Raw genomic sequence first — 26977 nt, 5'->3', positions numbered from 1 at the left:
ATTGCGGGTGTTTCCTGTGTGACGCGGATTTGAAACCGGGTTTTTCAGAACTGACGCACTCGCTATCATAGCCGCCACCTCAGTTTCCTAGGCCCGGCCAATGACACAACACACAAGCACCCTCTATGCCAAATTGCTCGGCGAGACGGCAAAGATCAGCTGGCAAGAGCTACAACCCTTCTTTGCCAAGGGCGCACTCTTGTGGGTCGCCCCAGAGCTGGACCTGGTAGCGGTTGCTGAAGCGATGGCCGAGAACGATAAAGGGCGGGTAAGCGCCTGGCTTGAGGCAGGCACGCTTGAAAAGCTGGGAGAACGCCGGGCGGCAGACCTGGTAGAGCGCGACCCGCAACTGTGGGCTGTCGTTGTATCGCCGTGGGTTGTGTTCCAGGAAAGGGCAAGCAGCTAGACCGCTGCGCTATAGCGGTGCATTGCAGCCGGTAGCGACCCGTTGCGGGCGCCACCGGCGGGTTGTTCAACGTTAACCAGCAACCAGTACGCGGATGGCTTCCAGGCGCAGGGCGGCCTTGGCCAGCATCGCCAGGCCCTGTTCGCGTTGATCGCGCAGCGCCTGGATTTCGCTCTCGCGTACGCTCGGGTTGATCGCGCGCAGCGCGGTCAGGCGGGCGATTTCCTCGTCCAGTTCGGCACCCAGACGGCGTTGCGCCTCGGCGACACGCTCGGCATGGCGTGGCGCCACTTTTGCCTCGGCGCCATTGATGCGGGGGGCCAGGGCGTCGCGCTGGGCCTGGATAAACTTGTTGGCGCTGCCCTTGGGCACGCTTTCAAGCTGATCGTTGAGCGTTTCGAACGCCACCCGTGGCGCCAGGTCATTGCCGTTGCCGTCCAACAGGCAGCGCAGCGCCATGGGGGGCAGGAAGCGACCCAGCTGCAGCGCCCGCGGCGCGACTGCTTCACTGACGTACAGCAACTCGAGCAGGACCGTGCCGGGCTTCAAGGCCTTGTTCTTGATAAGCGCCACGGCGGTGTTGCCCATCGAGCCGGACAGCACCAGGTCCATGCCGCCTTGAACCATGGGGTGTTCCCAGGTGAGGAATTGCATGTCCTCGCGCGACAACGCCTGTTGGCGGTCGTAGGTGATGGTCACACCTTCGTCGTCGCCCAAGGGGAAGCTGGCGTCGAGCATCTTCTCGCTGGGCTTGAGGACCAGCGCGTTTTCCGAGTGGTCCTCGCTGTCGATACCGAAGGCATCGAACAGGGTTTCCATATAGATCGGCAGCGCGAACTGGTCGTCTTGTTCTTCGATCGCCTCCACCAACGCCTGGCCTTCGCCAGCGCCGCCGGAGTTGAGCTCCAGCAAGCGGTCGCGGCCGCTGTGCAGTTCGGCTTCCAGCCGCTCGCGCTCGGCGCGTGCCTCGGCGATCAGCGCTTCGAATTCGGCTTCGCTGCCACCGTCCAGTTGCGCTTGCAGCCGCTCGCCAAAGCGATGCTGCAGCGTGTTGCCGGTGGGGCAGGTGTTGAGGAAGGCATTCAGCGCTTCGTGGTACCAGCGGAACTGCCGCGCTTGCGGCGTAGCGGCCAGGTAAGGCACATGCAGCTGGATGACGTGCTTCTGGCCGATACGGTCCAGGCGGCCGATGCGTTGTTCGAGCAGGTCGGGGTGCGCTGGCAGGTCGAACAGCACCAGGTGGTGAGCGAACTGGAAGTTACGCCCTTCAGAGCCGATCTCGGAGCAGATCAGCACCTGCGCGCCGTACTCTTCGTCGGCGAAGTAGGCGGCTGCGCGGTCCCGCTCCAGGATGCTCATGCCTTCGTGGAAGGTAGTGGCCGGAATGCCCGAGCGCACCCGCAAGGCGTCTTCGAGGTCCATGGCGGTTTCTGCCTTGGCGCAGATCACCAGCACTTTCATCTTCTTCAAGGTTTTGAGCGTGTCGATCAGCCAGGTGACCCGTGGGTCGAAGCGCCACCAGCGGTGTTCGTCGGTATCACCCAGCGAGCCTTGAAGCGCGAGCTCCGGATGCAACGCATCGTGCCCGGTGAGCTCGGCGTATTCCGCCGGTGCTTCCAGCGGGCTGGCGTGCAGTTCGCGCTCCGGGAAACCCTGAATGGCTGCACGGGTATTGCGGAACAGCACGCGGCCGGTGCCGTGGCGGTCCAGCAGCTCGCGGATCAGGCGGGCGCTGGCTTCCACGTCGCCATCCTGCACCGCGCCCAACAGGGCCTCGCCTTCGGCGCCGAGGAAGTCATGGATGGTCTTGTGCGCAGCTTCGGACAGGCGGCCCTGTTCCAGCAGCTCCTGCACCGCCTCGGCCACAGGCTTGTAGTGTTCGCTTTCGTGGCGGAAGGCTTCCAGGTCATGGAAGCGGTTCGGGTCCAGCAGGCGCAGGCGCGCAAAGTGGCTGTCCAGGCCAAGCTGTTCTGGTGTGGCGGTAAGCAGCAGTACGGAAGGGATAACCTGGGCCAGCTGTTCCACCAGGCCGTATTCAGGGCTGACGTGATCCGGGTGCCATACCAGGTGGTGCGCTTCGTCCACCACCAGCACGTCCCACCCGGCGGCGAACAGCGCGTCCTGCGCTTTCTCGGAGTGGGTGAGCCACTCCAGCGACACCAGCGCCAACTGCGCATCATCGAATGGGTTGCTGGCATCGCTTTCGAGGAAGCGCTCAGCATCGAACAGCGACACCTCAAGGTTGAAGCGCCGGCGCATTTCCACCAGCCACTGGTGCTGGAGGTTTTCCGGCACCAGGATCAGTACCCGGCTGGCGCGCCCACTGAGCAACTGGCGGTGGATCACCAGGCCGGCTTCGATGGTTTTACCCAGGCCTACTTCGTCCGCCAGCAATACGCGCGGCGCGATACGGTCGGCGACTTCACGGGCGATGTGCAGCTGGTGCGCGATGGGTTGCGCTCGCACACCGCCAAGGCCCCACAGGGAGGACTGGATCAGGCGGCTGCTGTGTTGCAGCGTGTTGTAACGCAGGGAGAACCATTGCAGCGGGTCGATCTGCCCGGCGAACAGGCGGTCGCTGGGCAGGCGGAACTGGATGAAGTTGGACAGCTGGGTTTCTGGCAGGGTGCGCGGTTCGTGCTGGGCGTTGAAACCGTGGTAAACGAGCAGGCCGTCCACGTCCTCCACTTCGCGAACCGTGAGCTTCCAGCCTTCGAAGTGCGTGATCAGGTCGCCGGGTGAAAACCGTACGCGGGTGAGGGGCGCGTTGCGCAAGGCGTACTGGCGCGTGTCCCCGGTCGAAGGGTAGAGCACCGTCAGCAAGCGGCCGTCCTGGGCGATCACCGTGCCCAGGCCGAGCTCGGCTTCGCTGTCGCTGATCCAGCGTTGTCCCGGTTGATACTGCTGCGCCATGCCTTACTCCGCCTGCAAAAGCCGAGGATTCTAACGGAACACCCCGCTGGAACCAAAGTCGCCTCGCGCAATTGTAGGCCAGCTTTGCCGACGGCTGGTCTCTATCCGGGCTCAACTTTACAAGCGGTCGGCCGATACGCTGGTCAGCCAGCCCTCCGTTCTCACCCCTGACGATCGGTAGCCGACCTGGCAGGCGCCTGGAGGCGAGATGATTCCACCCGTGACATTACAGCCCTTCGTGCCAGTGAACCCCCAGCTGGACCCGGTCAAGCCCAACCCGGAAATCCCACCGGTTGCCCCGGCGCAGCCGCCTTCGGCCGACACCGATATCGATTTGCGCAACCGTGAACGCGAAGACGCGGCGCTGTTGCTGCGCGAGCATGAGGAGCGCCGTCGCCGCAGGCAACGTGAGGGTGAGCCCGAAGCGGCCCTGGTGGTGCCTGGCGACGTGTTGAACGCCGATAACACCGTGCCTGCCGTGCCGCTGATGGACGCGCCACCTCGCCAAGGCCTGTGGGTGGACCTCGAAGTGTGACTGGCCATCGTGGCAGGGACGCGCCATGATAGGCGCACACCTTTTTTACGTGCCACGACCATGAGCCAAGACGACAACCTTCTGGATTTCGCCACTGAGCGCGCCCGTCGCCAGCATGATCTCAACGACAAGCGCCTGGCTGAAGTGCGCCGCGCCTTCGAGCAGGCCATGCCGATGACGGCGAAGAAGAAAGCCCGGAAAAAACCGAAAAAGCATTGACCCCGATCAGCTCGTGATGCGGCCCGGGGCGGTAAGGTTCGTACCTCGAGGCGGCTCCCCGCTGACCTCGGGCACGCAAGGCATATTGGGCGGCTTCGGCCGCCTTTTTTTTGCCTGCCCTCGGTGAAGCGCTCAGCCTACCGTGATCGGTGGCAATTGAGTGAGGGTCACGCTCTGCTGCTTGCGGGGCGCCAGGATCTCCGCTTCGCCATCCACGACCAGTTCGTCCCGCTGGTTGAACACGCGCGTGGCGATGCGCACCTTGAACTTGGGCAGCTTCTCGAGGATTTCCAGGCGCACAGTGAGGGTGTCGCCCAGCTTTACGGGTTTCTGGAAAGACATTTGCTGGCCCAGGTAGATGGTCCCCGGGCCTGGCAGTTCGCAGGCCACGGCCGCGCTGATGAGGGCGCCGCTGATCATGCCGTGGGCGATGCGCTCCTTGAAGATGGTTTTGGCCGCGTATTCGGCGTCCAGGTGCACCGGGTTGCGGTCACCCGAAAGCTCGGCGAACAGCTGGATATGGCGCTCTGTTATCGTTTCGCTGTAGCTGGCGGTCTGGCCGACTTCGAGGGCTTCATAGGGGGTATTGGTGCTGGCGGTCATGCAGAAACGGTCCTGTTCGCGTAAATGCCTAGTGTATCGCCTTGTGGCTTCGGCTAATCAATTCAGGATGTAAATAACGCCTGTTCCGGGATTGCCATCAACGCCTCAGCTGCTACTTTCGCCTCAAGGCTGCGCTGGCATGAAGCCCGCACCCAAGCAGGGGAAAACAACAATGCAACCTGACTTCTGGAACGACAAGCGCCCCGCCGGGGTACCCGCCGAAATCGACCTCACCGCCTGGCAATCGGTGCCCGAGGTGTTCGTGCATTCGTGCCGTGCCTTCGCCCACAAGCCTGCCTTCAGCAACATGGGTCGCACCTTGAGCTACGGGGAGCTGGAGCGCGAGGCTTTCGCCTTTGCCTCCTGGCTGCAACAGCACACCAGCCTCGTACCAGGGGACCGCATCGCGGTGCAGTTGCCCAACGTGCTGCAATACCCGATCGCGGTGTTCGGCGCCTTGATCGCGGGGTTGATCGTGGTTAACACCAACCCGCTGTATACCGCCCGGGAAATGCGCCACCAGTTCAATGATTCCGGCGCGCGGGCGCTGGTGTACCTCAACCTGTTCGGTGACCGGGTACAGGAGGTGGCTGCGGATACACCGCTTGAGTACCTTATCGAGGCCCGGATGGGGGACATGCTTCCCGCCGCCAAGGGATGGCTGGTGAACCTGGCGGTAGCCCGGTTCAAGAAGATGGTGCCCGACTATCACTTGCCCAACGCGATCCGCTTCAACGAAGCGCTGCGTATCGGCCGCAAGGGCGGGGTAACACCGGTGCCGCTGCAGCGAGAGGACATCGCTGTTTTGCAATATACCGGCGGCACCACTGGCCAGGCCAAGGGGGCGATGCTCACCCATGGCAACCTGCTCGCCAACATGCAGCAGATGCAGGCATGGTTCGCGCAGGTGGGCCCGGATGGCCAGCGCCTGATGCACGAAGGCGAAGAGACCGCCATTGCGCCGCTGCCGCTGTACCACATCTATGCTTTCACGGCGAACTGCATGTGCATGATGGTCACCGGCAATCACAACGTGCTCATCACTAACCCCCGGGACATTCCCGCATTCATCAAGGAGCTGAGCCGCTGGCGCTTCACCTCGCTGGTGGGGCTCAATACCCTGTTCGTTGCGTTGATGGACCACCCAGGTTTCGCCAGCCTGGACTTCTCCGGCTTGAAGGTCACCAACTCTGGTGGCACCGCGCTGGTGAAGGCCACCGCCGACCGCTGGGAAACACTCACCGGCTGCCGCATCTCGGAAGGCTATGGCCTGACCGAAACCTCGCCGGTGGTGTGCACCAACCCGTATGGCGAGGCCGCCCGCCTGGGCACGGTGGGTATACCGGCCGTGGGTACCGCGCTACGGATAGTGAACGAGCAGGGCGATGAACTTGCGCTCGGGGAGCCGGGGGAATTGTGCGTCAAGGGCCCGCAAGTGATGAAGGGCTACTGGCAACGGCCTGACGCAACCGCCGAAACCATCGACAGCGAGGGCTGGTTGAAAACCGGTGACATCGCGGTAATCGAAGACAGCGGCTTCGTACGTATCGTCGACCGCAAGAAGGACATGATCATCGTGTCGGGCTTCAACGTGTACCCCAATGAAGTCGAGGACGTGGTCATGGCCCACCCGCAGGTGCTTAACTGCGCGGCCATCGGCGTGCCGGACGACCGTACCGGCGAAGCTGTGCGGCTTTTTGTGGTTTCTCGCGAGGGGACGCTGGACGTGCCTGCACTCAGCGCATGGTGCCGAGAGAACCTCGCCGCTTATAAAGTGCCCCGCCAGATCGTGGTGCGCGACAGCCTGCCAATGACGCCCGTCGGGAAAATCCTGCGCCGCGCCCTCCGCGACGAAGCCCCCGCAGCGGTCCCTGAAGCCGCTGCGGCCCAGAACGTTTAGGGTAATTACTCTAAACGTGACCGAAGTTTCATATTCGGTTTCGAGTATGACCTTGGAGCCCGGTCGGGCTCTAGGCGGTCTTTCGCAAAGCTGATAATCTCGGCCCGCTTTTCACCATATCTATAAAAACCGCATCGAATGCGGTGATCTCGCTGCACGAGGAGCAGGGTTCCCATGGCCGACAATTTCTGGACAGACAAGTACCCGCCGGGGATCCCCGCCGAGATCGATCCAGACGCATACCCGAATATTCAGGCGGTGCTCCAGCAGTCGTGCCGGCGGTTCGCCGACAAGCCAGCGTTCAGCAACCTGGGAAAAACCCTTACCTATGGCGAGCTGTATGAGCTGTCCGGTGCCTTCGCGGCCTGGTTGCAGCAGCATACCGACCTGGTGCCCGGTGACCGTATTGCCGTGCAGCTGCCCAATGTGTTGCAGTATCCCGTAGCGGTATTCGGCGCCATTCGCGCCGGCCTGATCGTGGTGAACACCAACCCGTTGTACACCGCCCGCGAGATGGAGCACCAGTTCAAGGACTCCGGCGCCAAGGCGCTGGTGTGCCTGGCCAACATGGCGCATCTGGCACAGGCAGTTGTGCCAAAAACCTCCGTGCGCCATGTGATCGTGACAGAAGTGGCCGACCTGCTGCCGCCGCTCAAGCGGCTGCTGGTAAACAGTGTGGTGCGGTACGTGAAAAAGATGGTGCCGGCCTACCACATTCCCGGCGCCATACGCTTCAATCAGGCCCTGGCACTGGGCCGTGGCGTGGCGGTACGCGAGGCGTCCCCGGCCAGCGAAGACGTGGCTGTGCTTCAGTACACTGGCGGTACCACGGGCGTGGCCAAGGGTGCGATGCTCACCCACCGCAACCTGGTAGCCAACATGCTGCAGTGCAAGGCATTGATGGGGTCGAACCTGGCCGAGGGCAGCGAGGTGTTGATCACGCCGCTGCCGCTCTACCACATCTATGCCTTTACCTTCCATTGCATGGCCATGATGCTGATGGGTAACCACAACATCCTGATCAGCAACCCTCGCGACCTGTCGGCCATGGTCAAGGAGCTGGGCAAGTGGAAGTTCAGCGGTTTCGTAGGGCTCAACACCCTCTTCGTTGCCCTGTGCAATAACGCGGATTTCCGCCGGCTCGATTTTTCCACGCTCAAGCTCACCCTTTCTGGCGGCATGGCCCTGCAGGCTGCTGTAGCCGAACGCTGGCGCGAAGTGACGGGCTGTTCCATCTGCGAAGGCTATGGAATGACCGAAACCAGCCCCGTGGCCACGGTGAACCCCAAGCAGGCGGTGCAGATCGGCACCATCGGCATCCCGGTGCCGTCCACGTTGTGCCGGGTAACCGACGACGAAGGCCGTGAACTGGGCTTCGGCGAAACGGGCGAGCTCTGCGTGAAGGGCCCTCAGGTGATGAAGGGTTACTGGGAGCGGCCTGACGCAACCGCGGAAATCCTCGATGCCGACGGTTGGCTCAAAACCGGCGACATCGCCGTGATCCAGCCCGATGGCTACCTGCGTATCGTCGATCGCAAGAAGGACATGATCCTGGTGTCTGGCTTCAACGTGTACCCCAACGAACTGGAAGACGTGCTCGTGACCTTGCCGGGCGTGCTGCAATGCGCCGCCATCGGTATTCCGGATGACAAATCCGGCGAGGCGATCAAAGTGTTCGTGGTGGTCAAGCCCGGCATGACCCTTACCCGCGATCAGGTGCTGGACCACATGCGCGCCAACATGACCGGCTACAAGGTGCCCAAGGCCGTGGAATTCCGCGATACCTTGCCTACTACCAACGTGGGCAAGATACTGCGCCGGGAACTGCGTGACGCCGAGCTGAAGAAGCTGGGCCTCAAGAAAACTGCTTGAGCTCACGCCCAGCCTGTGGGGCCTGTGGCCCCACACCTTCTCTATCGCAACTTCTCCAGCATCTGGTAATACCACATCCCCGCCGCCAGCAACGGGTTGCCTAGCAACCTGCCGGCGGGCACTCGCACGTGTCGGCATTGTGCAAAGGTGTCGAAGCGCTCCAGCGTCCCGCTCACGGCTTCGGCCATGATCTCGCCCATGATATGGCTGGTTGCGATGCCATGGCCTGAGTAGCCCTGGCAGTACCATACGTTGCTGGACAGCTTGCCCAACTGGGGAATGCGATTGATCACGATGCCCATGGCGCAGCTCCACTGGAAGTCGATCTGTACGCCTTTGAGTTGCGGGAAGGTGCGCTCGATGCACGGGCGCAGCTCGCCGGCGATATCCCGCGAATCCCGCCCGGAATAGTTGGCGCCCCCGCCGAACAGCAAGCGGCCATCGGCGGTGAAGCGGTAGTAATCCAGCACAAACCGGCAGTCATACACTGCCAGGTCCTGCGGGTTAAGTGTACGGGCCAGCTCCCCTAGCGGCGCGGTGGTCACAATGCCGCCCATGGCGGGGAAGATCTTGCCGGCAAGCTTCGCCGGCTCCAGTTTGTGATACACGTCCCCGGCCAAGACCACCTGCGCGGCATTGATACGGCCGTTACGGGTAACAACCGCTGGCCGGTCACCGTGAACGATCTCCAGCACCTCGCTGTGCTCGAACACCAGCGCGCCCAGGCCTTGGGCCGCGCGGGCTTCGCCCAGGCACAGGTTGAGCGGGTGCAGGTGCAGGTTGCGGGTGTTTTTCAGCGCGCCGACGTACAGGTCGCTTTGCAGGTGGTCGCGCACCCCGGCCTGGTCCAACAGGGTCACGTCATCCCCCATGCCACGGGCCCGGGCTTCATCGAAGCTCGCCCGCAATTCGTCCATATGGGCGGGCTTCATGGCGGCATGCAGGTGCCCATGCTTGAGGTCGCAGGCGATGCCGTAACGGCGCACGCGTTCTTCGATGATGGCATGGCCCCGCCAGCGCAACGCCCAGATGAAGTCATCCACGTCATCGCCCAGGTGCGCACGCATCTGCTTGCGCATGGCTTCATCACCGGACAGGCTGCCTGTTACCTGCCCGCCGTTGCGCCCACTGGCGCCCCAGCCAATCTTGTTCTGCTCCACGATGGCCACGCGAAAGCCGCGCTCGGCCAGCTCCACTGCCGTGGCTACGCCGGTGAAGCCGCCGCCGATAATTGCGATGTCTACCTCATGGCTGCCCTGGCAAACGGGGTAGTCGCTCTCCTCGGCAATAGTGGCCGTGTAATACGAAGGGCTTCGAGCTGTCATTTCCATTTCTCCGGATACAGGCTCAGGCCTGGGTCAGATACCAGCGCCAGTCTTGTTCGCTGACTTCAGCCATGAACTGCCGATATTCGGCGCGCTTCACGGCCATATACACCTGCATGAAGCCAGCGCCGAAGGCCTCCCTCGCCCAGGCTGAACCACCCATGGCTTCCAGGGCGCTCAACCAGTCGGTAGGCAGCAAAGTGGTTGCCTGGGCATAGCCATTGCCCTGCACAGGCGCGCCGGGGGCCAGTTCCCGCGTTACACCGTCATGGATCGCCGCCAGGATCGCCGCAGCGGCCAGGTAGGGGTTGGCATCCGCGCCGCAGATACGGTGCTCGATATGTCGAGTGGGCGCAGGGCCGCCGGGTACCCGCAGGCTCACCGTACGGTTGTCCACGCCCCAGGTTGGGGCCAGCGGCGCATAGCTGTTGGCCTGGAAGCGGCGGTAAGAGTTGGCATTGGGGCAGAACAGCAGCAGGCTTTCGAGCAGGTGTTCCAGCATCCCGCCCAGGGACTGGCGCAGCAAGGGCGTACCTGCTTTATCTTCGCTGGCATACAGGTTGTGGCCCTGGGCATCAGTGAGGCTCACGTGCATGTGCATGCCGGTGCCCGCCAGGTGGTCGAACGGTTTGGCCATGAAGCAGGCTTGCATGCCGTGACGGTGAGCGATCCCTTTGACCAGGCGCTTGTAGCGCACGGCCTGGTCCATGGCGGCCAGTGCCGGCCCATGCTCCAAGGTAATTTCCACCTGCCCGGGGGCGTATTCTGAAATGGCGGTACGCGCCGGAATGCCTTGCAGCTTGCACGCGGCATAGAGGTCGGCCAGGAACGGCTCGATCTGCTCCAGCTCACGCAGGCCATAGACCTGAGTGCTGCGTGGGCGGCCGCCATCGGCGTCCAGCGCGGGCTGTGGCCGGCCTTGCGCGTCCCGGCGCTGGTCGAGCAAATAGAACTCCAGTTCGCAGGCCATCACCGGGTAATAGCCGTCGTGCTGCAAGCCCTCGATCACCTGCGCCAGCACATGACGCGGGTCGGCAACCGTCGCGGGCATGCCTTCTACCGGGTGCAGGCTTACTTGTACCGCCGCCGTGGGCACGTGGCGCCAGGGCAGCCGCACCAGGCTACCGGGCAAGGGATAGGCACGGCAGTCGATGTCGCCGACCTCCCACACCAACCCGGAGTTTTCCACGTCGTCGCCATTGAGGGTCAGGCCCAGCATGGTGCTAGGCAGGGGGCGGCCGCTGGCATAGGTGGCCAGCAGCTCCTCGCGGTGCAGCAGCTTGCCACGGGGCACGCCGTTGGCGTCAAGGATAAACAGCTCGAACAGTTCGATATCCGGGTTGTGTTCAAGGAACACCCGGGCCTCTTGCTCAGTTGCAAACATGGCTTGCTCGCTCGCGCCTCGTGGGCGCACGTTCACAAAGCCGCGCCAGGAAGCGCGGGGTTATCAGCTCTGAAGGGCGAGGGCGTCCGGCGGGCGGGCGTGGCGGCAATGCCACAACGCCCAGAAGGCGAGGATCACGTTGAACAGCGGATTTTCCCCAGGATGGCCGCCACGCTTCGAAACCGAAGGGCCAGTGGTAGAGCGGGGGCAAGGCGCGGGCGAAATCATGCCCGGATACTCCCATGGCCGCTTCGGTGCCTTAAACGGGTATTCGGCGATCTTTGGTTGCACGCTGGCTAAACTTTTCGAACAGGCGCGAAACCGGGGCAAATCTGCGACAATCCTTCGCACATTTATTGCCGTGCCCGCCCGGGCCACACTGATGACCGAACCCACGCCTTCTATCGATACGCTGCTACGTAACCTCGACCACGCCCAGACCGCCGACCGCCACCGGTTGCGGCGCCAGCTGCACGAACTGCGCAAAACGCCCGACGAAACTAAAATGGCCCGCTGGCTGGAGCGCTACCAGGCCTCCTGCGCGGCCGTGGAAGCGCGGCGAGCCAGCGTGCCGAGCATCCGCTACGATGATCAGCTGCCGATCGCCGCCAAGCGCGACGAAATCAAGAAGCTGATCGCCGAGCATCAGGTGGTAGTGATCGCTGGCGAAACCGGCTCGGGTAAAACCACCCAATTGCCCAAGATCTGCCTGGAGCTGGGCCGTGGCCAGGCGGGCCTGATCGCTCACACCCAGCCGCGCCGGATCGCCGCGCGCAGCGTGGCCACGCGGGTAGCCGAGGAATTGGGCACGCCCCTTGGCGCGCTGGTGGGCTATCAGGTGCGCTTCGAGGACCAGACAAGCGCAAGCAGCCTGATCAAGCTGATGACCGACGGCATCCTGCTGGCCGAAACCCAGCACGATCGCTATCTGGAACGCTACGACACCATCATCGTGGACGAAGCCCATGAGCGCAGCCTGAACATTGACTTCCTGCTCGGTTACCTGAAAACCCTGCTGCCCCGGCGCCCGGACCTGAAGGTGATCATCACCTCGGCGACCATCGACCTGGAGCGGTTCTCGCAACACTTCGACGGCGCCCCGGTAATCGAAGTGTCCGGGCGCACCTTCCCGGTAGACGTGTGGTACCGGCCTTTGGTGGGCGAGCAGGACGAAGACGGCAACGCGGTGGAGGAAGACCTCAGCATTGACCAGGGCATCCTGGCCACCCTGGAAGAGTTCGCCGAGCTGGAGCGTCAGGAACGCAAAAGCCCAGGCGACGTGCTGGTGTTCCTACCGGGCGAGCGCGAAATTCGCGATGCGGCGGAATACCTGCGCAGGGCACAGCTGCGCCATACCGAGATTCTGCCGTTGTACGCACGGCTATCGCCCGCCGAGCAGCAGCGTATTTTCCAATCGCACCCGGGCCGACGCGTGGTACTGGCCACCAACGTGGCGGAAACCTCGCTCACCGTACCCGGCATTCGCTACGTGATCGACAGCGGCACCGCGCGGATCAGCCGCTACAGCTACCGCGCCAAGGTGCAGCGCCTGCCCATCGAAGCGGTGTCCCAGGCCAGCGCCAACCAGCGCAAGGGCCGCTGCGGCCGGGTAGAGCCGGGCCTGTGCGTGCGGCTGTACAGCGAAGAAGACTTCAACGCCCGGCCGGCGTTTACCGACCCGGAGATCCTGCGTACCAACCTGGCCGCAGTCATCCTGCAAATGCTGCACCTGCGCCTGGGCGCGATCGATGCCTTCCCGTTCATCGAGCCGCCAGATGGCAAGGCGGTGAGCGATGGCTTCAACCTGTTGCAGGAACTGCGGGCCGTGAGCCGCGAAAACCAGCTCACGCCACTGGGCCGGCAACTGGCGCGGCTGCCAGTGGACCCGCGCCTGGGGCGCATGCTGCTTGAAGGCGCGCAGCAGGGTAGCCTGGCTGAAGTGCTGATCGTGGCCAGCGCGCTCTCGGTGCAAGACCCCCGCGAGCGGCCGCCGGAGCGCCAGCAGGCGGCCGACCAGGCGCACGCACAATGGAAAGACGTGGATTCGGATTTCGCCGGGCTGGTCAACCTGTGGAACGGTTTCGAGGAACAACGTCAGGCGCTGGGCTCCAACCCGCTGCGCAACTGGTGCCGCAAGAACTTCCTCAATTACCTGCGCCTGCGCGAATGGCGCGATGCGCACCGCCAGCTCTCGTTGATCTGCCGCGAACTGCAACTGCCGGTAAACCCGGAGCCTGCGGATTACGCCAAGCTGCACCGGGCCATTCTTTCGGGCCTGTTGAGCCAGGTAGGCCAAAAGACCGAGGAGGGCGACTACCTCGGCGCCCGCCAGCGGCGGTTCTGGGTTCACCCGTCCAGCGGTATAGGCCGCAAGCGCCCGCAATGGCTGATGGCCGCCGAGCTGGTAGAAACCACCAAACTCTATGCACGCGTGGTGGCCAAGATCGACAACCAGTGGCTGGAGCCGCTGGCCGAACACCTGATCAAGCGCAACCATTTCGAGCCCCATTGGGAGAAGAAACGCGGCCAGGTGGTGGCTTTCGAACAACTCACCCTGTACGGGTTGATCATCGTCGGCCGCCGCCCGGTGCACTTCGGGCCTATCGACCCGGTAGCGTCCCGCGAGCTGTTTATCCGTGAAGGGCTGGTGCGCGGGGAGATTCAGTCCCGCGCCCGCTGCCTGAGCGCCAACCGGGCGTTGCTGGAACGGCTTGATGAGCTGGAGGCCAAGGCGCGCCGACGTGACATCCTCGCCGATGAAGAAACCCTCTACGCCTTCTACGAGGCGCGGCTGCCGGAGAACATTCACCAGACCGCCACGTTCGACAGCTGGTACCGCACCGAAAGCCAGAAAAACCCCGACCTGCTGATCATGCGCGAGGAAGACGTGCTGGCGCGGGAGGCCAGTGAGGTTACCGCGGCGCTGTACCCCGATACCCTCAAGGTAGGCGACCTGACCTTGCCGCTCAGCTATCACTTCGAGCCCGGCAACCCCCGTGACGGCGTAACGCTGCGGGTGCCCGCGCCCTTGCTCTCGACCTTGCCGGCCGAGCGGCTGGCCTGGCTGGTGCCTGGCTTGATCGAGGCCCGCTGCGTAGCCTTGGTGCGAAACCTGCCCAAGGCGGTGCGCAAGAACTTCGTGCCGGTGCCGGACTTCGTCAAGGCGGCGCTGGCCCGTATGGTGTTCGGCCAGGGCGCGCTGCACCAGGCGCTGGGCGCCGAACTCACCCGCATGACCGGCGCAAGGGTGAATGAAGACGATTGGGCCGAGGCCGAGCGCCAGCTCGAAGGGCACCTGCGGATGAACCTGGAGGTGGTGGACGCCAACGGCAAGTTCCTGGGTGAAGGGCGCGACCTCGATGCGCTCATGGCACGCTTCGCCGAAGCCGGGCAAGCGGCGCTCGCCATGCCGGCCGCCGCCCGTGAGCCCGGGCCGGTGCAGGCCAAGGCGTTTTCCGCGGTGGCCGAAACCGCCCGCCACAGCGTAGCCGGCCTGCAACTGACCGTTTACCCCGCGCTGGTGGAAGAGCAGGGTGAAGTGCGGGAAGGGCGCTTCTCCACTGCCGCCGAAGCTGATTACCAACACCGCAGGGCCTTGCAGCGCTTGCTGTTGCAGCAGTTGGCAGAGCCTGCGCGGTTCCTGCGATCCAAGCTGCCCGGGCAAACCCAGATGGGCCTGCTGTACCGGGACCTGGGCCGCATCGAAGCGCTGGTGGAAGACATCCTTTTGGCCAGCCTGGACAGCTGTGTGCTGGATGGTGAGGCGACCTTGCCGCGCGACGGTGCCGGGCTGGCCAGCCTGGCCGAGCGCAAACGCGGCGGTTGGACGGAGCATGCCGAACGCCTGTCCCGGCTGGTGCTGGAAATCCTTACCCTCTGGCACGGGCTGCAGAAGCGCTTCAAGGGCCGGATAGACCTGGCCCAGGCCGTGGCGCTGAACGACATCAAGCAACAGCTGGCGGGGCTGGTCTATGCTGGTTTCGTGAGGGAAACGCCAGCGCAGTGGCTCAAGGAATTGCCGCGCTACCTCAAGGCGATCGAGCTGCGCCTGGACAAGATCGGTGCCCAGGTGCAACGCGATCGGGTATGGAGCAGCGAGCTGAGCACGCTGTGGGCGCAGTATCAGGCCCGCGCCGCCAAGCATGCCCAGGAAGGCAAGCGCGACCCTGATCTGGTGACGTACCGCTGGTGGCTCGAGGAGTATCGCGTGTCGCTCTTCGCTCAACAGTTGGGAACGAAGGTACCTGTATCCGACAAGCGCCTGGCCAGGCAATGGGCAATGGTGGAGGCCTGAGGCAAGCGGGCACGTTCGTTCCAGATATGGCAAAATTGCCGGTCATTGCCTGATCAGGCGCCCATTATTCAGAGGAACGAACGTGCATAACGTCGTTATCAGTGGCACCGGGTTGTTCACGCCGCCCCAGAGCATCACCAACGAAGAATTGGTGGAGTCCTTCAATACCTGGGTCCACCAGCACAATGCCGCCCATGCCGAGGCGATCGCCCGGGGCGAGCAGGAAGCGCTGGCCGAATCCAACGCAGCCTTCATCGAGAAGGCCTCGGGCATCAAAAGCCGCTATGTGATGGACAAGGCCGGTATTCTCGATCCGCAGCGGATGGTGCCCCGGTTGCCCGAACGCAGCAACGACGAGCCGTCGATCCTCTGCGAAATGGCGGTGGCCGCCGCGCGCCAGGCCCTCGAACGCGCAGGTCGCACTGCGGCGGACGTGGACGCGGTGATCGTGGCGTGTTCCAACCTGCAGCGCCCGTACCCCGCCGTGGCTATCGAAGTGCAACAGGCGCTTGGCATCCAGGGCTTCGGCTTTGACATGAACGTGGCCTGTTCGTCGGCCACCTTCGGCATCCAGACCGCCTGCAACGCTGTGCAGCTGGGCCAGGCCCGTGCGGTGCTGGTAGTGGACCCCGAAATCTGCACCGGTCACCTGAACTTCCGCGACCGCGACAGCCACTTCATTTTCGGTGACGCCGCTACGGCGGTATTGGTGGAGCGTGCCGACCTGGCTACCTCGCCGTATCAGTTCGAAGTGCTCAGCACCAAGCTGCTGACCCAGTTCTCCAACAACATCCGCAACAACTTCGGCTTCCTCAACCGCGCCGAGGCGCAAGGCGTGGGCGCCGACGACAAGCTGTTCGTGCAGGAAGGTCGCAAGGTATTCCGCGAAGTGTGCCCGATGGTGGCCGAACTGATCGGCAAGCACCTGGAAGAGAATGACATCGAGGTAAGCAAGGTGTCGCGCTTCTGGCTGCACCAGGCCAACCTGAGCATGAACCACCTGATCGTGAAAAAGCTGCTGGGCCGTGACGCCAGCCCGGAAGAAGCACCGGTGATTCTCGATACCTACGCCAACACCAGTTCGGCCGGTTCGGTGATTGCCTTGCACAAGCACCAGGATGATCTGCCCAGCGGCGCCCTCGGCGTGCTGAGCTCGTTCGGGGCAGGGTATTCGATCGGTAGCGTGATCCTGCGCAAGCGGTGATTGGACAGTTCGCGGGCCGAAGCCCGCGAACGTGTTACAACCGCATCAGAACTTCGCTTCGAGGTCCACTTGCAGGGTGTCTACGTCGGCGTTGGTCTTGTTCGCCACGTAGGTGTCGGACTCGGCCATGAAGTACGTTGCGCCCAAGGCAAAGTTTTTGTCGATGTCATACGACACTTTCAGCTTGTGGCCACGAGCGCCTGTGTAGCCGCCGCCGAAGTCCGAGTCGGTGAACGCACCCACAACGGCGTTACGCTGAACGTCGCGGTAGTTGTAGTCCAGGCCCCATTTGTCGAACAGCTTCGTCTTGGCACCGGCGAGCCAGGCGGTGTCCTGGTCGTTCACGGCGTCCGCGTTCTTCACGTACTGGCCATACACCGCCAGCGGGATCGGCAAGCCCGAGATGTCCATCTGAGCGAAGCCTTCATACAGCTTGAACTGCTGCTGTTGGCCAGCGGTGTTACCGTTCACGGACAGGGTGGTGGTGTCTTCGTCGCCGTCGAAGCCGTATACGCTGCCGCCCACGGTGAGCTTGAGGTTGTCGGTCACACCGAAGCGGCCGCCCAGCTGGCCGGCGTACATCTTCAGGTCGTGGCGGAACTGCACGCCTTCGCCGTCCACGTTGTCCTTGAGGTTGTAGTAGCCCGCGCTGCCGAACAGCTCCGACTTGCTGCCAATGGCATGCTTGTACGTAGCGGTGAGGCCTTCGGGGTTGATATCGCCGTCCCAGATCACATCGCCCATGTTTACCCACGGCTGGGCCATCTTGCCGCCGATCAGGTGCAGGTTGGGCAGGGCAGTGGGGTGATAGTCCAGATAGGCCAGGTCAACCCAGGAGCTCTTCTTCACGAAGTAGTTGTCCAGGTTTTCGTTGGTAGAGCGGGCATCGTTGCTGCTGCCGGTGGCCAGGCGGATGCCGGCGTCAACTTGCGGGTTGATTTCGCTGTACACACCGAAGCGGGCGCGTACGCGCTGGCGGTCGGTGTCCTTGCCGCTGTTGCTGGCAGCGCCGTCAGTGTTCTGGTCTTCGTAGCGCAGGCGAACATCACCTTTGATCTGGGTTTTCGCCGCCCAGGCCACTTTCTGTTCGAAGGCTGACAATTCCTGTTTCTTGGATTCCTGCGCCGCAGCCACCTGCTGCGCTTGCGCCTGTTTGTCGCGCGCCAGCTCGCCTTGCAGGTCGGCGTACTGAGCAGCGTTGATCGAACCGTTGGCGCGAAGTATTTCCAGCAGCTTCTCATCAACAGCAGCACTTGCGGGCAGGCTGGTGGCCAGCAACATGGCCGCGCAAACGCCGGCTCCGGTTCGTGTTGAAACAAGACGCATAGGTTTCTCCCTGGTTAAAGGCGGGATGCGGTTCACCCCAATTCAGGTCCAGAAGGACGGCACCGCGGGGTTATGCACTGGGCTCCCCGTCTTTGAAAATTGGCGCAAGTATTGCGGCCAAATGTGACAGGCGAGTGGCGCCTACATGGCAGAATGATGACAAGCGCAGCGGCTTCCGTGGCTCTAGCACGAGGGTTGCAGGTCAGGCAAGGGCAAAGTGCCGCTATTGCATGCCCTGCCGCCGGTAGGGCTTCACTGGGAATGCGCAGGGCTTTTACGCAATACTCGGCGCAACAGGCCGTGGGGGAGAGGGTTATGACAGTACAGATCGCGAGCAGCCTGGAGCAGGTCCCGGCTGCGGCGTGGGATGGCTTGCTGACAGGCGCCCAGCCGTTCTTGCGGCACGCCTTTCTCAGCAGCCTGGAAGCGAGCGGCAGTGTAGGCCCGGGAACCGGCTGGCGAGCCGAGCACTTGCTGCTGTGGGAAGGGGAGCACTTGCGAGCGGCGTTACCCGCTTACCGCAAAAGCCACTCCTATGGTGAATACGTATTCGATCACGGCTGGGCCGACGCCTGCCGCCGCGCCGGGCTTGCGTACTATCCCAAGCTGCTGTGCGCGGTGCCGTTCAGCCCGGTGACCGGCCCCCGCCTGCTGGCCCAACACCTTGAACATGGCGTGGAATTGCTGCAGGCCCTGCCTGAGTATCTGGCCAGCAGTGGCTATTCTGGCGCGCATGTGAACTTCACCGAGCCTGGCCTGGATGCCTGCATCGCCCAAGAGCCGGGCTGGCTGGAGCGGCTGGGCTGCCAATATCACTGGCATAACCGTGGCTATCGGGACTTTCAGGATTTTCTCGATACCCTCAGCTCCCGCAAGCGCAAGCAAATGCGCAAGGAGCGTGAGCAGGTAGCGGCCCAGGGCTTTGAATTCGAATGGCTGGAAGGTGGTCAGCTAAGCGAGGCGCACTGGGATTTTGTCTATGCCTGTTACGCCAATACCTACGAGGTAAGGGGCCAGGCGCCCTATCTGGAGCGGCCCTTCTTCAGCCTGTTGGCCGAACGTATGCCGCAGGCCATTCGAGTGGTGTTCGCGCATCAGGCTGGTCGCCCGGTGGCCATGGCGTTCTGCCTGGTCGATGAGCACACCTTGTATGGGCGTTATTGGGGGTGCCTGGCCGAATTTGATCGGCTGCATTTCGAAACCTGTTTCTACCAAGGCATGGACCAGGCCATCGCCATGGGGCTGGCGCGTTTCGATGCCGGGGCGCAGGGCGAGCACAAGCTGATCCGGGGGTTCGAGCCGGTGATTACCCGCTCCTGGCATTACCTGTTGCACCCCGGTTTACGGGCGGCGGTCGGTGAGTTCCTGGAGCGGGAGCGCGAAGGGGTCGCGCAATACGCGGTGGAGGCTCGTGAGGCCCTGCCGTATCGGCAAGGCTGAAATCACTTGCCCAGCTGGGTGGCGAACTGCGAGACCGCACTCACCACCTTCTGCGCCCCGTCCTGAATCTCCACGATCACGTTACCGGCCTGGCCGGCCAGTGCGAGCCCGTCCTGTGCCTGTTGCTTGCCGGTCGCAATCACGGTTACCGCGTCCGAGGCCAGCTTCTGGTTCTTCTGTACCACGCTGGCGATTTCTGCGGTGGCTTGGGTAGTGCGTGGGGCCAATTGGCGAACCTCATCGGCCACCACGGCAAAACCACGTCCCTGTTCGCCGGCCCGGGCGGCTTCGATCGCCGCATTCAGCGCCAGCAGGTTGGTTTGCTCGGCAATGCCGCTGATGGTCTTGATGATGGTGCTGATGATCTGGCTCTGCTGGTCGAGGGCTTCGATGCCTTCAGCCGCTTCTTGCATGTGCCGGGCGAGGTCGCGCATCACCGCAACGGTCTGCTGAACCACATCGGCGCCGCGATGGGCGCTGGTGTCGGTCTGCACCGAGGTGCTGTAGGCGATGTTGGCGGCATCCGCCACGGCTTTCTCACGGTTCACTTGATCGGTGATCACGGTGGCGAACTTCACCACCTTCACCAGCCGGTCGTTGGCATCGAGTACCGGGTTATAAGACGCTTCCAGCCACACGGGGCGCCCATGGCTATCCACTCGCTCGAAACGGCTGGCCACGTACTCGCCCCGGCGCAGCTGTTCCCAGAAGGCGTGATAGCGGGGCGAGTTCACCTCTTCAGCGGTGCAAAACAGCCGGTGGTGTTTGCCCTTGATCTGCTCCAGGCGGTAACCCATGCCTTGGAGAAAACGATCATTGGCGGTAAGTACGTTCCCCTGGAGGTCGAATTCGATCACCGCGGTGGACCGCAGCAGCGCTTTGATCACGCCTTCCTGCTCACGGGAGGTTTCGATGGTGCGGGTGAGGTCGTTGGCATAGAGCTTGAAACCGGTGAGTACGCCTTCGCCCGTCCTGAACGGAATCATCAGCACGCGCAGCCAGGCTTCCCGGCCATCACGGCGCAGCAGGCGCAACGCGCCGCTGAAGTGTTCGCCACGTTGCAGTGCCTGCCGCGCTCGCAGGTGGAAGTCATCGCGCTTCACATGGTCGGGCACGATCTCTTCCAGCGCCTTGCCGATAAGGTCCTGGCGACGGTAGAGCATCTCCGCCTCGAAGTTCGCGTTCACGTGCTCGATGCGGCCGTGTGGGTCAATGCGGATAATGATCATGTCGGCATCCAGGCCGTCCCTGATCTGCTGAACCGACGCGACTTCCTCGCGCAAGGCTGCCAATTCTGTTTTCAGTCCCTTATTGAACATTGGGCGCACCCTGACCATAGCTGGAAGAAAGATGTCAGGGCATCGGCACGGGATCCACGTGCTTTAGATTTTTCGCATGAGCCGACCGAAGGGCCGGCCTGTTCAGGCGGGGGTGGGCAGGTTGAAGGTGAACAAGGTGCCCTGCTCGGCGCTGGAGGTTGCCTGGAGCGTGCCGCCATGTGCGACGGCGATCTGGTAAGCGATGTACAGGCCCAGGCCCAGGCCATTACCGGGGCGGTTGCTGCCCCTGCGGGAAAACGGCCGGAACAACTGCGCCAGCACCTGGCTGTCCATCGGCACGCCCATGTTGTGAACGCTGATGCGCAGGCCTTGCTCGTCGCGGGTCGCGGTGACCGTCACCGGCTCGTTCTGCGCGCCGTGGAGCAACGCATTGCTCACCAAGTTGGATACCAACTGGGTAACGCGCTCCCGGTCACAATAAACGCCATCCACCGCGCCGATTTCCAGCTGTACCACGTGCTGGGGATGAACGCCTTGAAGCTCGGTCACTACCTGACGGAGCGCATCGGCAAGGTCCGGGCACGGCTCAAGCTTTACGGTAATGCCGCCGCCCAGGCGTGCCCGGGCGAAGTCCAGCACGTCCTCCACGAGGCGCGCGGCCCGCTGCCCACTGGACCTGATGTGTTCGATGATATTACGGGCGCGGTCATCTGGTGCCCGCCGCAGCAACAGCTCGGTACCCGCGTTGATCGCGAACAGAGGGTTGCGCAAGTCGTGCCCCAGCACTGCGATGAACTGATCACGCAACTCGGCGGTTTCCTGCTCGTCCGACAGGGCTCGCTCGGTACGCCGTTGGTGCCCCTCGGCCTCGATCATCACGGTCAGCAGCCTGGCGAAGGATTCGATCATGGCCGGGGCGGTGCTTTGGCGAAGCGCAACCGGCAGGGGATCGAACGCGCAGATGGTGCCGAACAGCGAGCCGTTCGGCAGGAACATGGGCACGGATACGTAGCTTTCGAAGCGATACAGGCGCGGCGTGTGGTGGTCACAGAAATCCGGATCGGCACTGGCATGGTCGATCACGATGGTGCGGTGGCTACCGCGGATCTCATCGCACAGCGTGGTATCGAGTGGCAACTCGTCGCCCGGGGCCAGCCCGAAGCCAAGCCGATCATCCACGGCACAGGCCGTCCAATGGGTATCCGTGACGCGGGCCACGACGGCGAAACGCAGGCCTGTGGTTTCGCACACCACACGAAGCATTGCCGGTACCGCCTGTATGCGCCCGATCAGGGCGACATCTTCATTGATGCTGGTCGCCATGGGCCACTGCTCAAAAACGTTCGATGGCTCAGTGTAACCATGCCGCCAGGGTTTGTAAGCAGCGCCGGTTCAATGGCACTTAGCGGGCAGTGGCACGGTCGGGCATGGCAGATTCGCTCTGCCGCTGAAGCAGCGTTTCCAAGGCCTGCCTGTCGATGGGGCGGCTGAGGAAATAACCCTGCACCTCATGGCATTTGTCGGACGTCAGTACGTCCAACTGCTGCTCGGTTTCCACGCCCTCGGCGGTTACGGTCATGCCCATGGCCTTGCCCAGGCTGATGATCGCGCGCACCACGGCGCGGTCGCCTTCTGCCGCGTTGCTGCCATTGAGCGCGGCAATGAACCGGCGATCGATCTTGATGCTGTCGAATGGATAAGCCCGCAGGTAACCCAGTGACGAATAGCCCGTGCCGAAATCGTCCATGTTCAGTTTCACCCCCAACTCCTTGAGGGCCGTCATGGTGGCCAGCGCATTATCGATGGCCGTGAGCATTACGTTCTCGGTGATTTCCAGCTCCAGCCGCTGTGCCGGCAAGCCAGTGGCGATCAAGGTGTCCCGGACATCCTTGACTACATCGCTGCGGGCGAACTGGGCTGGCGACAGGTTGACCGACACGATCAAGGGCTGTGGCCATTTGCACGCCGTTTCACAGGCCTCCTGCAGCACCCAACGGCCCAAGGGTACGATCAGCTCGGACTGCTCCGCCAGCGGAATGAACGTATCGGGGCCGATCAGCCCATCGATGGGATGGTCCCAGCGCACCAGGGCTTCTACTGAAACAATCGCCAGGCCGTTGACCTGATAGCGCGGTTGATAATGCAGTACGAACTCTTTGTTGCGTATCGCCAGGCGAAGCTCGCTTTCCAGACGACGGCGGTGCTGGATCTGCTCGCTCATTTGCTCGGAATAGTAACGCCAGGTGCTTTTGCCCTCGGCCTTGGCTTCGTAGAGGGCGATGTCGGCGCAGCGAATCAGCTCCTGGCTGTCGTAGCCCTGCAGGCGGCTTTGCGCGATACCCAGGCTGGCCCCTACGTGCAGGCTGTGCTCGCCATAACCCACAGGTTGCTGAAGGCTTTCCACCAGGCGCTGACAGAAGCGGTCGATCTCGAAGCGGTTTTCCGGGCCACAGAGGATCAGCACAAACTCATCCCCGCCCAGCCGTGCCACCAGGTCCAGGTCCCGGGTACAGGCCTTGAGCCGCTTGGCAATTTCCCGTAGCACCACGTCGCCGGCGGGGTGCCCAAGGCTGTCGTTGATGGGCTTGAAATTGTCCAGGTCGATCAGCAAGAGGGTCAGGGGAGGGCCCTCATTGCGTGTAGCCAGGGCCTCTTCAAGGTAACGCCCCAGCAGGTTGCGGTTGGGCAACCCGGTAAGCGCATCGTGCAAGGACAAGTGCTGAATCTGCGCGTGGGCGGCCACTTCCTCCGTGATGTCGTTGGCCGTGCCGCGAAAGCCAAGCACCTGGCCGCCTTCAAGGATCGGCCGCGCCGATACGCGGCAATGGCGGCGGTCGTTATTGTTGTCCCGGTAGGCACAGCGCAGGTTGGGCGGGTTGTGCGGATGTTCAGGCAAGGAGGCGAGCCATGGCCCGATGGGTGTGGTTTCGCAACTGAGTAACTGGTCGATTGGCACGCCCATCCAGGCCTCTACACCGTAGCCGGTCACCTCGGCGAAGCGGCCAGACAAGTACGTCAGCCGGCCCCGGCTGTCGGCCTCCCAGATCCAATCTGACGCGGCCTCGGCCACCGCCCGGAAGCGTTCCTCGCTGGCGGCCAGCGCCCGGTGACTGGCACGCAGGCCTCGAACGTGCTCGTCAATGTGCCGGGACGCGCGAATCGCGAAGTAAAAGAAGTAGGCCAGCAGCAGCGTGAGGATGACGCCAATGGTCAACAGCGCCGGCAGCACACTCCATAACAGCTCTCGTCCAGCTTCGGCCTGGGCCCAGGTCAGGTAGAAGCCGGTGTGGTCCAGTTGCATGCTGGCACGCTTGCCGGGTTGGCGATCGACACTCAGGTTCTTCAGGCCGAAACTTTCGCCCAGCAAGGCGAGCTTTTCAGGCGTCAGTTGGTCAACGAGCACCAGTACAGGCAGCTGCCGCAAATCCAGGCCCGCCTTCGGGCTGTCAGGTTGGATCGCCGCGGCCACCAGTAATGCCGGCCAGCCATTGAGTAGCACATATCGGCTGATGCCTTCCCGGCGAGGCGCCGCATCCAGAGCGGCGTCCACGATGTCGGCTTGGCGTGTATCAATGAACGAGGCGAACGGGGCTTCGCTCGGCTGGCCTTTGTATAGCGCATAGCGCGTGGCGCGCCGGTCGATTACGAACACCCCTTCATAACCGGAGGTGGTGTACAGCGCGCTGCCCATGTTGCGCTCATCGAATGCCCAGGCGCGGTTCAGTGGGCCGGCGGCGAGTTGTTCGTAGGCGGTGTCCCAGATCGCATTGGTCTGCACCATGGCCATGTTGGTGGCAAGGCGCGATTCAAGGGCTTTTTCAGTAAAGAATTGGCTCTCTTGCACATCGGCGACATCCAGCCGCCGGGCCAGGGTAAAGAGGGTTATCAACGCAGCGGCAAAGATCACGGCAAAGATCGCACCCACGATCAGCAAAAATCGCCGGGTACGCATGAACTGAGGCTGAGGGCTGACCACGGACGCGTTGGTTTCCATTTTTCGGCCGTTTCCTTTTACAGAGCCGTGGGCGCTCACCAGCTGGCCGATGTGAGCGACCGTTCTTCATTTGTTACAGAAGGCGAGGTGAGCCTGCGCGCGCAAGGTTCGTAGTTATCTCGACGCAGCGCTGCGCATAGAGGTTCCCGGTAAAACCGACCGACTGTCCGGCCGCGTGGCTTGGGCTGCGGGCCGCATAGGTGCGCTGGCCAGGCGGGGTCTGTATGCTCGGCCCAACTTGGCCCAGCCCCTTCCGGAGGCCGAATGAAATCAATCCTTGTGACCGGAGCGCTATTACTGATGGCCCTGCCTCCCTTGAATGCCAGTGAACACGATAGCCCCTTGCCGCGCTCACGCTGGGAGGACGGCCGATACCAGAACCTGACCGTGCTCCCGCGGGATGGCGTGTGGAAAAAAGTGCGGATCGGGTTCAAGTACCTGCTGTTGCGCAAGCCGCCCGAAACCCGCCCAAGCGCGCCGCTGCCCGTGCAGCCGTTGTCTCGCCAGGCACTGCTGGACGCGCCGGACAACAGCCTGTGGCGCCTGGGTCACTCCACCCTGCTGTTCAAGAGCCACGGTGATTTTTTCCTCACCGACCCGGTGTTTTCCGAGCGGGCTTCGCCGGTGCAGTGGGCCGGGCCGAAACGCTTCCACGAACCGCCGATCGCATTGGCCGAGTTGCCGCCGCTCAAGGCGGTGATCTTGTCCCATAACCACTACGACCATCTGGACCATGCCAGCGTAATGGCGTTGGCGGCCACGACCGAGCAGTTTCTGGCGCCTTTGGGCGTAGGTGACACGCTGGTGGAGTGGGGCGTGCCAAAGGCCAAGGTGCGGCAGCTGGACTGGTGGGAAGAAACCGAAGTGGCGGGCGTTCGTTTCGCTGCCACGCCGGCCCAGCATTTTTCCGGCCGCGGGCTGTTCGACAGCAACCAGACGCTGTGGGCGTCATGGGTGGTGATAGCCCCGCAATGGCGGCTGTTCTTCAGTGGCGACTCAGGCTATTTCGATGGCTTCAAGCGGATCGGTGAGCGCTATGGGCCGTTCGATGTGGCACTGGTGGAAACCGGTGCCTATAACGTCGCCTGGCCGAACGTGCACATGCAGCCGGAAGAAAGCCTCAAGGCGTGCCAGGACGTTGGGGGGCGCTGGATGGTGCCGATTCACAACGGGACCTTCGACCTGTCGATCCATCCGTGGCAGGAGCCTTTCGAGCGTATCACTCGCCTGGCCGATGCTGCAGGGGTGCCATTGGCGACCCCACGGTTGGGCGAGCGTCTCGACATGCTCCGGCCTCAACGTGGCACCCCATGGTGGCGTGAAGCCGAGCCGGTGGGCTCGCCCGAAGCCAGCTCGGCAACGGCCCAGCGCCCGTGATCACTTGCCTGGCGAGCTGGAGGCGTCGCTGCGAATCTGGGCGTGGCTGATCAACGCGAAGATGAAGCTGCCACCGATGATATTGCCGGCCAGGGTCGGGCCGGCGAAGCCTAGCCAGAACTCGCTCCAGGGCAGTTCGCCCGCCCACACCAGGTACGACACCTCGGCGGCGCCTACCACGATGTGGGTGAAATCGCCGAGCGCCATGAGGTAGGTGATCATCACGATGATCCAGATGCGCGCGTTGTCGAGCGCGGCGATCATCCACACCATAGTGGCGATCATCCAGCCTGAGATGATCCCTTTGGAGAACATCTGCCCGGGCGCGTTTTCCATGACCTTGCGGCCGATGTCGAGAAAGGCCGCATCGGTGCTTGCATCGAAAATCGGCAGCCGTAGCATCACCCAGGATACCAGCAAGGTGCCGATGAGGTTGCCGCCCAGTACCACCCCCCACAGCCGTAACAGCCGCCCGGCATTGGCCAGGGTAGGGTGGGTCATTACCGGGAGTACGGCGGTAAGGGTGTTCTCGGTGAACAATTGTTGCCGCGCCAGGATCACCGCCAGGAACCCCGCCGAATAGCCGAAGCTGGCGATCACATGGCTGGGGTCGCCGTCAGGAAGCCGCGCGTTGAGCAGCCCCATGGCCATCAGCGACAGGCCCATGGTGAGCCCCGCCGCCAGCGCTGACCAGAACAGCGCCGCTACGCTGCGCTCCAGTTCGTGGTCGCCCTGGCTGCGGATGATCTCGTGAAGTACCGCTGGGCGAGGCGGGGTGCTTTCGTCGACTTCCTGTTTTTCGTCCTGCGAAAGGCCGGGGGTTTTCTTGTGATGCTCTGAGTGGTTTGGGTCGATTTCGTCGCGGTCTGGTTCGTTCATCATTCGTTCGCTCCGGGCGTTGAGCT

At 63.2% G+C, this 26977-nt stretch carries 17 protein-coding genes and 2 pseudogenes; 9 read left to right on the top strand and 10 right to left on the bottom strand.

Features of this window, described 5'->3' with window-relative positions; all coding sequences use genetic code 11:
• Positions 1–100 precede the first annotated feature (100 nt).
• The gene (locus G7016_RS13800; RefSeq protein ID WP_181115114.1) at positions 101–406 is read left to right on the top strand and encodes a DUF2288 domain-containing protein; all 306 of its coding nucleotides are present in this window, start codon (positions 101–103) and stop codon (positions 404–406) included.
• Between the two features lie 72 nt (positions 407–478).
• On the opposite strand, the gene rapA is transcribed toward G7016_RS13800, so the two are convergent.
• On the bottom strand, positions 479–3319 hold the full coding sequence (gene rapA / locus G7016_RS13795) for an RNA polymerase-associated protein RapA (RefSeq protein WP_181115112.1): 2841 nt from the start codon (positions 3317–3319) through the stop codon (positions 479–481).
• Between the two features lie 208 nt (positions 3320–3527).
• Between rapA and G7016_RS13790 the strand changes: the two genes are divergently transcribed.
• Both G7016_RS13790 and G7016_RS13785 read left to right on the top strand, forming a co-directional pair.
• Positions 3528–3854 (top strand): aspartate-semialdehyde dehydrogenase, encoded by a 327-nt coding sequence (locus tag G7016_RS13790; RefSeq protein WP_181115109.1) that lies wholly within the window; start codon positions 3528–3530, stop codon positions 3852–3854.
• A gap of 60 nt (positions 3855–3914) precedes the next feature.
• Complete coding sequence (locus G7016_RS13785; protein WP_181115106.1) at positions 3915–4073, top strand: hypothetical protein; 159 nt, start codon at positions 3915–3917, stop codon at positions 4071–4073.
• Positions 4074–4205: 132 nt separating this feature from the next.
• On the opposite strand, the gene G7016_RS13780 is transcribed toward G7016_RS13785, so the two are convergent.
• Positions 4206–4676: a MaoC family dehydratase gene (locus G7016_RS13780; protein ID WP_181115104.1), complete on the bottom strand. Its 471-nt coding sequence runs from the start codon at positions 4674–4676 to the stop codon at positions 4206–4208.
• A gap of 172 nt (positions 4677–4848) precedes the next feature.
• Here G7016_RS13780 and G7016_RS13775 point away from each other — a divergent pair, with 172 nt between their 5' ends.
• Both G7016_RS13775 and fadD1 read left to right on the top strand, forming a co-directional pair.
• Entirely contained in the window at positions 4849–6576 is a 1728-nt protein-coding gene (locus G7016_RS13775; protein WP_181115102.1) for a long-chain-fatty-acid--CoA ligase, read from the top strand.
• Between the two features lie 174 nt (positions 6577–6750).
• The gene (gene fadD1, locus G7016_RS13770) at positions 6751–8448 is read left to right on the top strand and encodes a long-chain-fatty-acid--CoA ligase FadD1 (protein WP_181115099.1); all 1698 of its coding nucleotides are present in this window, start codon (positions 6751–6753) and stop codon (positions 8446–8448) included.
• A gap of 41 nt (positions 8449–8489) precedes the next feature.
• On the opposite strand, the gene G7016_RS13765 is transcribed toward fadD1, so the two are convergent.
• Positions 8490–9773, bottom strand: a complete 1284-nt coding sequence (locus G7016_RS13765; protein WP_181115097.1) for an NAD(P)/FAD-dependent oxidoreductase — start codon at positions 9771–9773, stop codon at positions 8490–8492.
• A gap of 22 nt (positions 9774–9795) precedes the next feature.
• Positions 9796–11157, bottom strand: a complete 1362-nt coding sequence (locus tag G7016_RS13760; RefSeq protein ID WP_181115094.1) for a glutamine synthetase family protein — start codon at positions 11155–11157, stop codon at positions 9796–9798.
• 382 nt (positions 11158–11539) lie between these two features.
• Between G7016_RS13760 and hrpA the strand changes: the two genes are divergently transcribed.
• Positions 11540–15451 carry an ATP-dependent RNA helicase HrpA gene (gene hrpA, locus G7016_RS13755; protein ID WP_181115091.1) on the top strand — a complete coding sequence of 1304 codons (3912 nt, stop codon included), beginning with the start codon at positions 11540–11542 and terminating at the stop codon, positions 15449–15451.
• An 82-nt stretch (positions 15452–15533) separates the two neighbouring features.
• Positions 15534–16655 carry a beta-ketoacyl-ACP synthase III gene (locus G7016_RS13750; protein WP_181115088.1) on the top strand — a complete coding sequence of 374 codons (1122 nt, stop codon included), beginning with the start codon at positions 15534–15536 and terminating at the stop codon, positions 16653–16655.
• A 45-nt stretch (positions 16656–16700) separates the two neighbouring features.
• On the opposite strand, the gene G7016_RS13745 is transcribed toward G7016_RS13750, so the two are convergent.
• Positions 16701–17981: a putative porin gene (locus tag G7016_RS13745; RefSeq protein ID WP_181115085.1), complete on the bottom strand. Its 1281-nt coding sequence runs from the start codon at positions 17979–17981 to the stop codon at positions 16701–16703.
• A 315-nt stretch (positions 17982–18296) separates the two neighbouring features.
• Between G7016_RS13745 and G7016_RS13740 the strand changes: the two genes are divergently transcribed.
• A complete protein-coding gene (locus G7016_RS13740) occupies positions 18297–19421 on the top strand; it encodes a GNAT family N-acetyltransferase (RefSeq protein WP_181115082.1) in 1125 nt (374 codons plus the stop codon).
• A 2-nt stretch (positions 19422–19423) separates the two neighbouring features.
• Here the strand turns inward: G7016_RS13740 and G7016_RS25580 are convergent.
• The 4 genes and pseudogenes from G7016_RS25580 to G7016_RS13725 all read right to left on the bottom strand — a co-directional run.
• Positions 19424–19852: pseudogene (locus G7016_RS25580) on the bottom strand (methyl-accepting chemotaxis protein); the annotation flags it as partial.
• Positions 19853–19963: 111 nt separating this feature from the next.
• Positions 19964–20650, bottom strand: a pseudogene (locus G7016_RS25575) (PAS domain-containing protein); the annotation flags it as partial.
• A 192-nt stretch (positions 20651–20842) separates the two neighbouring features.
• Positions 20843–22024, bottom strand: a complete 1182-nt coding sequence (locus tag G7016_RS13730; protein ID WP_181115078.1) for a GAF domain-containing sensor histidine kinase — start codon at positions 22022–22024, stop codon at positions 20843–20845.
• Positions 22025–22103: 79 nt separating this feature from the next.
• Entirely contained in the window at positions 22104–24695 is a 2592-nt protein-coding gene (locus tag G7016_RS13725) for a bifunctional diguanylate cyclase/phosphodiesterase (protein WP_181115076.1), read from the bottom strand.
• A 264-nt stretch (positions 24696–24959) separates the two neighbouring features.
• Here G7016_RS13725 and G7016_RS13720 point away from each other — a divergent pair, with 264 nt between their 5' ends.
• A complete protein-coding gene (locus tag G7016_RS13720; RefSeq protein ID WP_181115074.1) occupies positions 24960–26072 on the top strand; it encodes an MBL fold metallo-hydrolase in 1113 nt (370 codons plus the stop codon).
• On the opposite strand, the gene G7016_RS13715 is transcribed toward G7016_RS13720, so the two are convergent.
• A complete protein-coding gene (locus G7016_RS13715; protein WP_258195180.1) occupies positions 26073–26954 on the bottom strand; it encodes a formate/nitrite transporter family protein in 882 nt (293 codons plus the stop codon).
• Positions 26955–26977 lie beyond the last annotated feature (23 nt).

It is taken from the genome of Pseudomonas japonica, from assembly GCF_013522925.1.
In the GTDB taxonomy this organism is placed as follows: Bacteria; Pseudomonadota; Gammaproteobacteria; order Pseudomonadales; family Pseudomonadaceae; genus Aquipseudomonas; species Aquipseudomonas japonica_A.
Note: the sequence above shows the minus strand (reverse complement) of the source record. Positions and strands in the feature narration are given on the sequence as shown.